The sequence below is a fragment of the Flectobacillus sp. genome (assembly GCF_049240685.1).
Lineage (GTDB): Bacteria > Bacteroidota > Bacteroidia > Cytophagales > Spirosomataceae > Flectobacillus.
Map to the genome: position 1 here is coordinate 1 of NZ_JBMLSD010000044.1, position 10,427 is coordinate 10,427.

Annotated in this window: 9 protein-coding genes; 1 reads left to right on the top strand and 8 read right to left on the bottom strand. The window is 37.1% G+C overall.

Annotation, left to right across the window (positions count from 1 at the left end; translation table 11 throughout):
- Window positions 1–140: 140 nt before the first annotated feature.
- The 5 genes from ACOVQ4_RS02120 to ACOVQ4_RS02140 form a co-directional block, all read right to left on the bottom strand.
- Window positions 141–1,577 carry a DNA/RNA non-specific endonuclease gene (locus tag ACOVQ4_RS02120; protein ID WP_421819014.1) on the bottom strand — a complete coding sequence of 479 codons (1,437 nt, stop codon included), beginning with the start codon at window positions 1,575–1,577 and terminating at the stop codon, window positions 141–143.
- Between the two features lie 102 nt (window positions 1,578–1,679).
- On the bottom strand, window positions 1,680–3,257 hold the full coding sequence (gene rny, locus ACOVQ4_RS02125; RefSeq protein WP_421819015.1) for a ribonuclease Y: 1,578 nt from the start codon (window positions 3,255–3,257) through the stop codon (window positions 1,680–1,682).
- Between the two features lie 313 nt (window positions 3,258–3,570).
- Window positions 3,571–3,861: a cell division protein ZapA gene (locus tag ACOVQ4_RS02130; protein WP_421819016.1), complete on the bottom strand. Its 291-nt coding sequence runs from the start codon at window positions 3,859–3,861 to the stop codon at window positions 3,571–3,573.
- 87 nt (window positions 3,862–3,948) lie between these two features.
- A complete protein-coding gene (locus tag ACOVQ4_RS02135) occupies window positions 3,949–4,278 on the bottom strand; it encodes a hypothetical protein (protein ID WP_421819017.1) in 330 nt (109 codons plus the stop codon).
- Between the two features lie 200 nt (window positions 4,279–4,478).
- A complete protein-coding gene (locus ACOVQ4_RS02140; protein ID WP_421819018.1) occupies window positions 4,479–5,993 on the bottom strand; it encodes a polysaccharide biosynthesis C-terminal domain-containing protein in 1,515 nt (504 codons plus the stop codon).
- 179 nt (window positions 5,994–6,172) lie between these two features.
- On the opposite strand from ACOVQ4_RS02140, the gene ACOVQ4_RS02145 reads away from it, so the two are divergent.
- Window positions 6,173–6,631, top strand: a complete 459-nt coding sequence (locus tag ACOVQ4_RS02145) for a hypothetical protein (RefSeq protein ID WP_421819019.1) — start codon at window positions 6,173–6,175, stop codon at window positions 6,629–6,631.
- A 58-nt stretch (window positions 6,632–6,689) separates the two neighbouring features.
- Here ACOVQ4_RS02145 and ACOVQ4_RS02150 read toward each other — a convergent pair whose 3' ends face one another.
- The 3 genes from ACOVQ4_RS02150 to ACOVQ4_RS02160 form a co-directional block, all read right to left on the bottom strand.
- Window positions 6,690–7,682, bottom strand: a complete 993-nt coding sequence (locus tag ACOVQ4_RS02150) for a sterol desaturase family protein (RefSeq protein ID WP_421819020.1) — start codon at window positions 7,680–7,682, stop codon at window positions 6,690–6,692.
- A 206-nt stretch (window positions 7,683–7,888) separates the two neighbouring features.
- Entirely contained in the window at window positions 7,889–8,713 is an 825-nt protein-coding gene (locus ACOVQ4_RS02155; RefSeq protein ID WP_421819021.1) for a DUF4249 family protein, read from the bottom strand.
- A gap of 22 nt (window positions 8,714–8,735) precedes the next feature.
- Window positions 8,736–10,427 (bottom strand): TonB-dependent receptor plug domain-containing protein (locus ACOVQ4_RS02160; protein ID WP_421819022.1); only part of this gene is annotated, 1,692 nt, incomplete at its 5' end.

Consider the following 10,427-nt stretch of genomic DNA (forward strand, 5'->3'; position numbering starts at 1 on the left):
TCCTAAGACGCAATCATTGCGTCTCTACTGCTAGAATATTAATTTTCACATAATTACTCATTTGCTGTAGTGTAGTATTTCTAAAATTTTCCTACTAGGGTGCGACTTTAGTCGCACTCTAGTAAAAGCCTAAAGCTAGCTTAGTTATTATCCACTCTCGCCTCAATTACACTTTGAATATCTTTTGGTACGTCTGAAAGGAAATCAAAACCTGTGAGTTTTTCCAAAGCATCTACCGATACACGATAGTCACGCCAATTACCTGCGCCAGCTTGATTGGTATTCGGGATATTCACTGCAATCACACGAGTATCTGTGCCAATTCGATACAAATCGTTTTGACCTACAGGCAATACTACAATGATTTTCCAAACGGATTTAGGCACTACAATGGTATTTTTATTTCCGATGGTTTGTGCCTCACCATTTGAACCAGAGCCACCTTGTCCATAAGGCCCTGCAATGACATATAACTCATAACCTTGCTCTACGAGCCTACGTCCGTATTCTTCTAAGTTTTTCCAAACCCCACGATTATTATCTGGTGCTTGAGGCATCATATTGGTCATCAAAAACGTTTCTTGATTCTCTTCTACACTTCCATCTCTATCATCTGACGGACAAATATGTCCTCTATCAAAACCCGAATCAGTATAATCTCTGGTATTGACTGCCGACCAACCTTGTGGAAGCGAACTGTCTGGTCTGAAATCATTTTGTCTTTGAGCATCACCTTTCCATGCTGCGCTCACGTGCCAACTTACCCAATTTGCGGTCGCTTTCGATTTGTTGTAAGATAAGGCGTAAGCATTTTTCAACATCAAGAAATTATTCGAATAGCTAGTATTACTAATAGCATTGCTTGGGTTGCCCAGCAACAAATTGTTATCCTTAGTAGCTACGTTGTTTGGCGCTGGTTTAGGATTAGGTTTTGGACTTGGGTTGGGGGTAGGAGATGGGTTGGGAGTAGGAGTAATATTACCCGAATAAGCTGAAACGCTTACGTCATCGATGTTCAATCGTCCGCTGGTGCCATCTACTTTTACTATTTCAAATCGGGTTGGAATAGTAGTATTTACGGTAAATGTAAAGTCTTTTAAAAACTTATCAGTCAAAGTGATTGTGTTACCGATTTTGTTCCAAGTATTGCCTCGGTTGGTTGAAATACGAACTTCAAAAGCAGCAGTTTTGTCCGACTGATATAACCCTGCCTTCAATTTAATTTGGTAAATACCCGATGATAAATCTGTGTTGAATCGTACCAATCCATCTTCTTTGATACGAATCGCTTTTGCTCCATTTTTGACGTCATTGTCAGTACTTCCCATCATGGCATTTTCAAAATACCAGTCACCAGAGTTGGTGGTAATGGTGGCGGTTTCGTATTTGTTTTTACTTACTTGGTCAAAGTTTTCAGGAAAATTACTGACCACCTTAACTACATTACTGGTCTTGTTGGTATTTGTGTTGGTATTCGTATTGTTTGGTGTGTAAACACTCACACATGAATAAAACAACCACGAACTAGCAATGAAAATGGATAGGTTTTTAAATAATGATTGAAAGTGTGTTTTCATAGGAAGTAATAATTACATGGATTTTGGGTGAAGTACATTGGCATAAAAAAGCCTCATCAAACATTTAGTTTAATGAGGCTTTTTTGAATTTATTGTGTGAAATTATTTTGCGTAATTTACAGCACGCATTTCACGGATAACAGTAACCTTGATTTGACCAGGGTACTGCATTTCTTTTTCGATTTTTTGAGAAATATCGTAAGACAACATGCTTGCTTTTTCATCCGATACATTTTCAGAATCTACTAGTACACGTAGCTCACGACCAGCTTGGATTGCATAGCATTTTTGAACACCATTGAAGCTTGTTGCCAATTCTTCAAGTTCTTTCAAACGACGCATATATGATTCCATCATTTCACGACGAGCACCTGGGCGAGAGCCTGAGATAGCATCACATACCTGAACGATTGGAGAAATCATCGACGTCATTTCAATTTCATCGTGGTGCGCACCAATAGCGTTGCAAACTTCTACGTTCTCTTTATATTTTTCTGCTAGCTGCATACCCAAAATAGCGTGTGGTAATTCAGCTTCTTCTGGCCATACTTTACCAATATCGTGTAACAAACCTGCACGTTTCGCCAACTTCGCATTTAAGCCCAACTCAGCTGCCATGGTAGCACAAAGTTTGGCTACTTCACGTGAGTGTTGCAATAAGTTCTGACCGTAAGAAGAACGGAAACGCATACGCCCAACCATCTTGATTAACTCTGGATGCAAACCGTGGATACCCAAATCGATTACAGTACGCTCACCGATTTCGATGATTTCTTCCTCAATATTTTTCTTGGTTTTTGCTACAACCTCTTCAATACGAGCTGGGTGGATACGACCATCTTGTACCAAACGGTGTAGTGACAAACGAGCGATTTCACGACGAACAGGATCAAAACCTGAAATGATAATCGCTTCTGGAGTATCGTCTACAATAAATTCAACACCCGTAGCCGATTCCAAGGCACGAATATTACGACCTTCACGACCAATGATTTTACCTTTAACATCGTCAGATTCGATATTGAATACCGAAACACAGTTTTCGATAGCATTTTCGGCAGCAGTACGTTGAATCGTTTCAATAACCACCTTTTTAGCTTCTTTGGTAGCGGTCAATTTTGCTTCTTCAATCGTATTTTTGATAATAGAAGAGGCTTTAGTTTCGGCTTCACCACGTAAGGCATCAATCAACTGCTTACGAGCTTCATCGGCAGAAAGACCAGCGATTTTTTCTAACTGAGCTACTTGAGAAGCCAACATTTTTTCGGCTTCATCGCGCTTACGATCAGCTTCCTCTAACTTACGTTTTAGGTTTTCTTCTTTAGCATTAAGAGATTGACGTTGGCTATTCAATTCAGATTCCAAACGCTTGGTTTGTTCCATCGATTGCTGAATGCTACGCTCTTTTTCTTTAAGCTTTTGCTCGTTTTGGATAAGGATTTGTTTTTTCTTGTTGGAATCTTCTTCAAATTCTGCTCTCAATTTGAGAAACTTTTCTTTTGCTTCGAGGATACGGTCTTTTTTGATATTCTCAGCTTGGGATTCAGCATTTTTAACAATATCTGAAGCTTTAGCAAGCGCCTCGTCTTCGATTTTTTGTGTATTTTTTGCAAAAATCACTTTGCCAAGAAATATACCTGCCACAAGAGAAACTACAGCAGCGATAATTGGAGTTAACATTTTAGAATACCGTTTTAGAATCGCTTTATTAATGAATCAGACTTGGAACAAGCTCGAATTCAATAGTTAAATAACGATTGTGAAAAAAAATACTAAAACAGGTAAATACCGAAGATGGGGAATATCAAAGCAGATGATTAAAATAATCCAATAAAATGGATGGAAATTTATAATATATCTTGAGGCCAAACTGGTAAAGTATGGAGTTTTATCAAAATATTCTAATTAATAATCTATCTGGATGTTTTTGCTTAGCGACCTCAGAAAAGTCAAAAGCAAAAGCATTTGTTTGTAACGAATACACTCTAAGATATTATTTCAAAATGGAATCTACAAGCAAATCCATTTCCGAAATTTTAGTCATTACAGTTTTTTGGAGATCAGAATGCTTGTTGTCGAACTTCAAATTATCAATGGCATAATCCAAAGCCACAAAAGCGAGCAGTTCGTATGATTCGGAGAGACCTACTTTTTCTCTCACATAATCCATTCTTTCGTTAATCAACTTAGCGGCCTTGCGAACGTACTCTTCCTCCTCTCGTCCTACCATTAGGTTGAACTCCTTAAGACCTACATTGATATTGCAAGGGATTTTATCTGCCATTGGTTATAGGATTTTTAGAGACTCATACCGTCGCGGCTTTGTCTGAGCTATAAATTGTATATACTAATATCCAGTTACCTAGAGATTTTAAACGCTTAGTTGACTAATACACTTGTCTATTTCCAAAATATATTCGTCGATTTTTTCCTTCAATTCGGCAGGGTCACCTGCGTTTTTGAGATTGTTCGCTACAATCTTAGTAAATTTATCTGACTTTTTAAAGTTTTTAGATTGTTCGTTTAATTTTTTCTGTAATTCCATATTCTCTTTTTCTATCTCTATTAACTTCTTTTTTAGTAATTCCTTTTCTTTATGAGACTCTTTCAACTGATCTTTGAGTTCAGTGTAGGCCATGACCAATTTCCTTAGCTTTACTTCTAAGGAGTCAATAATGGTTCTTATCTGAAATTCAGTCATGAGAAAAACGGATTTTTATAAAGTAAGAATTACAGTGTTATAGCGATTATACGAAGAATAATAGTATTATGGATTACAAAAACTAAAACTAATACAAATTTCTTAATTTTCTCTTAAATAATCGTGCAATTGATAGCTTTTTTTATTGAATGGTTGTTCTTTGGGTTTAATGCCTCAAAACAGGCTATAAAATGAGTGTTTCAACTTAATTTAAAGCGTTTTTGCCATTTCTCGGGTAGAATAGTCTTACGTTCTACGACAATCACTCCGAGGGTGTAAAGTGCCAGTAAAATCCCATGATACGGAATAGAAATCCATAGATTATTGATTGGGATAGCTAATGTAAAATAAATTAGCGCACCTGCACTGATAATGTAACCAATGGCCGATTTGATTCTATATGGCACAGGATAGTATTTTTGCCCCCAGAAATAACACAATAATGTCATGGTAAAACACGATACCAAAAAAGCCCAAGCACATCCCATATACCCAAGCTTGGGGATTAGGACGATATTTAAAACTACGGTAACCGCCAAACCTATAAAAGTAATAATCGTGCCAAAGTAGGTCTTATTATTTAACTTAAACCAAACAGAAATATTATAGTATACTCCCAAAAATAAGTTTGCCAGCAATAATAAAGGCACAACGGTTACACCCTCTTGATAAATAGCCTTACGTAGAAATAGCTTTTTGAGCCAATCCAGATTAAGGCATACCCCCAACCAGATAAAAATACATACAATCGTAAACCATTTGGTTGCCTCTGCAAGTGTTTCGGGGGCGTTTTTATCCTTAGTTTTTGATAAGAAAAAAGGTTCTGCCGCATATCTGAAGGCCTGCGTGGACAATGCCATAAAGATAGATAGCTTGTAGGCATTGCCATAAATCCCTAAGGCTTGTCGAGCGGTACGGCCAGGATAAAAGTTTTCTGGTAAAAATTGCTCCAACAAAATTCTGTCAAAAACCTGATTGACCATTCCTGCCAAGCCCATAATCATAATTGGGTAGGCATATATCAAAAGCTCTTTGAAAAGTGGCCACTCAAATTCAAATTTGTAATCAAAAATTTCTTTTCTTAGCAACCATATATAGGAGGCATTGGCCAATAAATTGGCCAAGATGATATAGCCTGCACCAATGGAAGGAATATACAAGGTGCTAGCTAGAGGCTGTAAAAAAGTGAGATACTCGCCCTCCGAGATTTTTTTTAGACCTAATAAGAAAAAGATATTTAGGCCAACATTCAGTAGAATATTGATAATCTTGGCACTTACAAATTTTTTGGTAGCTTTTTCTAATCGTAATCGTGCAAATGGAATGGCCGTTATAGAATCTAGCCAAACAATAAGCGCCAAACAGGTCAAATCTAACTCACGATGTGGGTATCCTAAACTGGTAATGATGGAAGACGAAAACAGAATCAGCACTCCCGAAAAAATAGTGCTCGTGACCAATAGGGCGCTTTGTATTAAATTATAGTAACGGGTTTTATCCTCAGCAGCAAAACGAAAAAAAGCCGTTTCCATCCCATACGTGTAAAGAATATTGGCTACAGCTACATAACTGTATAACTTAACATTGATACCCAAATCTTCGGGCAAAAATGCTGCTGTATGAACAAATACTAAAAGGAAATTGAGCGAACGCCCCAATATGGTAGAGATGCCATAAGATGCGGTTTCGCCCGCCAATTTTTTTAAAACTGACATATACGTGAAAGTTCAGTGTATTTTATTGATTCAGCAAAGTTACAGAGAGTTGATGATTTATTATTGTTTAGCCGTAAGACTTCTTTTATCTTTGAAATAAATCTGCACTCAAGACTTGAGTTGTTACCACCGTTGTTGGACTAAAAAAAACTTTTTTACTAATACTAAAAAACAAAATTATGAGGAAAAGCCTCTTGATGTTAGGTTTGATATTAGCCCTGTCGAGTATGATAAAAATTCATGCACAGGCTGTGAGTTATTATCCTTGGAATAATATCCTCTCGGTATCGAGTAATGCTACCAAAAGATTGTGGGTAGATTGTCGTTTTCAACTAAATTCTTTCTCTTCGTCATTGAATACCGAACCAGCTTTGATGCTAAATGTTGCTAAGACTGGGAAAGCTAATTTTTATGTTGGAGGTGGGGTAAACTTCGGGTTTGTAGGTGCTATTGTCAACAAAGATGATTTGATAAAAGGATACTTTGGTTCAATAGGAACTAGAATTTATCCTTTAGAAAAATTACCCCAACTAAGTATCAATTACGAAATTTCACCTTATATCAATAATATTCAAGGTACGAGTGGTATTATTCGTTCTTGGTTGGGTGTAGGGTATCAGTTTGGAAAGACCAAATAGGCTCTTTTACCTAATAAATAAGCCTCCAAGTCATACACAATACTTGGAGGCTTATTTATTAGTGCTGGCTCAATGCTTTTTTTCGGAGAGTTTTTGCCGTTTGTTGAGTACCATTTGGGTGCCATCCTGGAGGCATTATGATGTACTTTATTTTATTGATTCCCTTTGCATTTTTGACATCCTGCCACAACGCCACATATTCTCCGAAATAAACATCCCAGAAGTTATTGGCATCCATTGGACGTGTAATGCCGTATTTTACAGGTTCTTCTTCTTTTTCTTCTTGATATGTACCAAAAAGTCTATCCCACAAATTGATGATAGAACAAAAATTGGTGTCCATGTATAAATCGTTGCTCGCATGATGTACTCGATGATGAGATGGTGTGAGAATGAGCTTTTCTAAGAAACCAAGCCTTCCATTTTTAAGAGTTTTTTCACTTACGTGTACAAATGCTCCCCAAATACTATCCAAAATCATTACGAAAAAGAATAACGAAGGACTGAGTCCCATTAAGGTGCAAAAGCTAGCTGCAAATATATCGGTATAAATGTTTTCTAAATACGCTGTAGTTAGGGTAACAGAGGCACTTAATTCTGTAGGAGAATGATGCACGGCATGACTACACCATAATAATCTAATCTTATGAGCGGCGTAATGCCTTATAAATGAATTTAGCTCATAAATAAGATACCCTAATGGGATATAGTACCATTTTAAACCAATATTAAATAGTGCATGGTTTTTGAATAAAGTAATAAAAAAGATTGTAATAGAAAGTTTTAAAACTTTCTCGAGCACTCGGTTAATGATGATAATAATGAAAGGAATTTTGTAAGTCTTTTTCTTGAATTGATGTGTAGTAAATAGAAGAAAAATTTCAGCAATAATAATAATAGGTGCTAAAGGGGCAAGTACGGTAAATATTCCATCAATCGTTTTGAATGCTCGCCAGTTGCCTTCGTGGATAATAGCCAGAAGGCCTTCTATTCTGAAAAAGATGATGAGCTCGTGGAGTAGATCCTTCAGGACATTGATTAAATTTTGCATAGCGTAAAACTTTATATAGTTGAGTTTTATGCAAAATAAACGAAATTAAATCAATTATACTTTAAAATATTGATTTGTGATGATTATAGATTATAAGTGATAATTTATGGTTATTATTGATATTTTTTATTAATAAAAATTAAAAAAAAAGAAACATTCTACGAATACTATATTAAATGAAGTGTTTATTCGTAGAATGCTCTATATTATCGTTGTTTTACTTCGAATTTAATGGTGTCTGCATTTACTCCTGTAAACACACCTAGCCCATTTGTAATACTCGTAGGAGGGGTACTTATATTTTGTGAGGTTGAGCCAGAGCTGCGATACAGGGCCGCATAATCAGGGTTTACATGCATCAATATCACATTGTGCATACCAAAGTATTGAAACTCGTTGGGGTTTACACTTGTGGATGTTCCTTGTACGGGTTGACTTCTAAACCGTCGTGTAAACAAAGTAGAGTCGGCATCGTCGGCCAAAATATAAATGGGTGTTGGGTCTGTTTCGATATTGTCGACTACTACAAAATAATAATCGCTCGTGGTGTTGTCCCAAGTTACCTGAATGTTGGTTCCACCCATGCCGCCCATAGGTCTACCGCCACTACTCAAATCAATTTGTGATAAATAAATCGAACTTTGGTCAAGGGCATAATTTTCGGGTTTGGTCGGAATGATTGTCGTTGCAGAAATGGTTTTTCCATTATAGACAAAGCTCATGCTGTAACTCACGCCAACCTTGAGTTTTACCGTTGTATCTGAACGATAGTCGCCATTACCCAAAGATTCAAGGGTATAAGTTTTTCCATCCCCTGTGACTGTAATCTTCAAACCATCTATTGGTTCTTCTGTACTGATACTTTGGTCACTATAAGGGATTTCTTTTTTGACGTGCATGCTAATGTATTGACCCGCCACAAGATAAGCTTCTATTACTGCATTGTCGGTAACTTCAACAGAACCTTCATTGCTACAGCTCGATAAAAAAGTACCTAGTAAAAGGGCTACTACGAAATAGTATATTTTCATGATATGTAAATGCTTTTACGGATTATTTCAATTTATAAGTAAAGGTGATGTTTGGCGTAAAGCCTAGGTAATTTACATTGGTAACAGACAAGTACTTTTCGTTGGTATCGGTATCTGTAATGGTTTGGAATTTTTTGTACCAAACATTCTGGCGACCATATAAATTATAAATAGATAGCCCAATACTGCCATGCTTGAAGTTGTAAGTAGCTGCTACATCCATGCGGTGTGAGTCGGGCAAACGATTGGCATTGGTCGACGAAGGACTTGTGTAATCTTTTTCGGTGCCATCTAACAATGTGATGATATACCCACCCGTAATAGAGGTATATGGCATACCTGAGGCATATATCCACGTGAGTGAAAAATCCCAATGCCCCATTTTGTACATGTTTACACTCTTGAATTCATGACGAACATCGTAATTTGAAGGAAATGGCGTTGCTGAAAACTGCGCAATGCTTTTTTCTGACTTAGCTAATGTGTAGCCTACCCAACCTGTGTAATCTCCAAATTTTTTCTGAATCAAAAAGTCAATCCCTCTTACTTTTCCTGTACCTGTAAAGAAAGTTTCACTGGCCGACAAGCCTCTGCCGACCGTTGGCACAAAGCGTAGTGTATAGCGCGTATCATTGTCGATATCTTTGTAATAGGCTTCTACGTCAAATACATAATCGTCTATTTCATAACTAGCTCCAATTATATAGTGCTTAGAAGAAGTAACAGGCAAGTAGCTATCATTGGCCAATAACCAGAAACTACGGCTACCGTTGGTGATATCTTCACGCTCTACTTGTTTGGCAAACTGATAGTATTGACCCAATGCACCTTTCAGCATGAGTTTTTTAGTTAAAGAAAAGGTCGCAGAAAGTCGAGGTTCTAAATAGTTCTTTTTGGTTACATCGTAATAAGTGGTTCTTAAACTTGGTTTTAAAACCAATTTGCTATCACCAAATTTAATTTGGTCTTGGAGATAGGCCGAAATCAAATTTCCTCTGTCATTTTTGCCAAGAATCACCGTGGTATCATTTTGACTATATGTATAATCTATTTGCAAATGACTAGCCTGAACTCCCATTTCTATCAATTGGTGCGCAGATAAACGGTATTCAAAATCTGATTTAAAAGAAATATCTTTCAAGTCATTGTTTTCCAAAGAACCAAATTTGACATTTTGGGTAGTACCATCGGTACGAGTAATGGTATTTTGATTGGTGTTATCTCTGTTACTGTAATAGTTTGAAAAACTAAATAATGTATTGGTATAAAAACGCTCAGTCCACTGGCGTGACCATTTCAAACTTGAACCTGTATTGCCCCAATTTGAGACATCGGTATTGGCAAAACCTCCTCCACGACCGCCACCAAATGGAAGCGAAAGGTTCTGTGAGTTATCCAAAAAGTCTTCACCATTATAAAAACTTAGTGTAATGTTATCTCGTTGGGTTGGACGGTAAGTTACTTTACCATTGAGGTCATAAAAATAAGAAGACACCGTTTGACCAGACTGGAATCTACGCGCGAATCCGCCTGTAAAGCCCGCATTGTTACTACTATTCGCCGCTTGTTGAGCTTTAAACGTATTGAAGATTTTGTTGTAAATCGGTCCAGCCCATGAGTGGCGAGCTGCTACTACGAAGGTCATTTTTTTTGTAATAGGACCTTCTGCTAAAATATTGGCACTTAACAAGCCTACATCAGCAGTAGCGTTAAA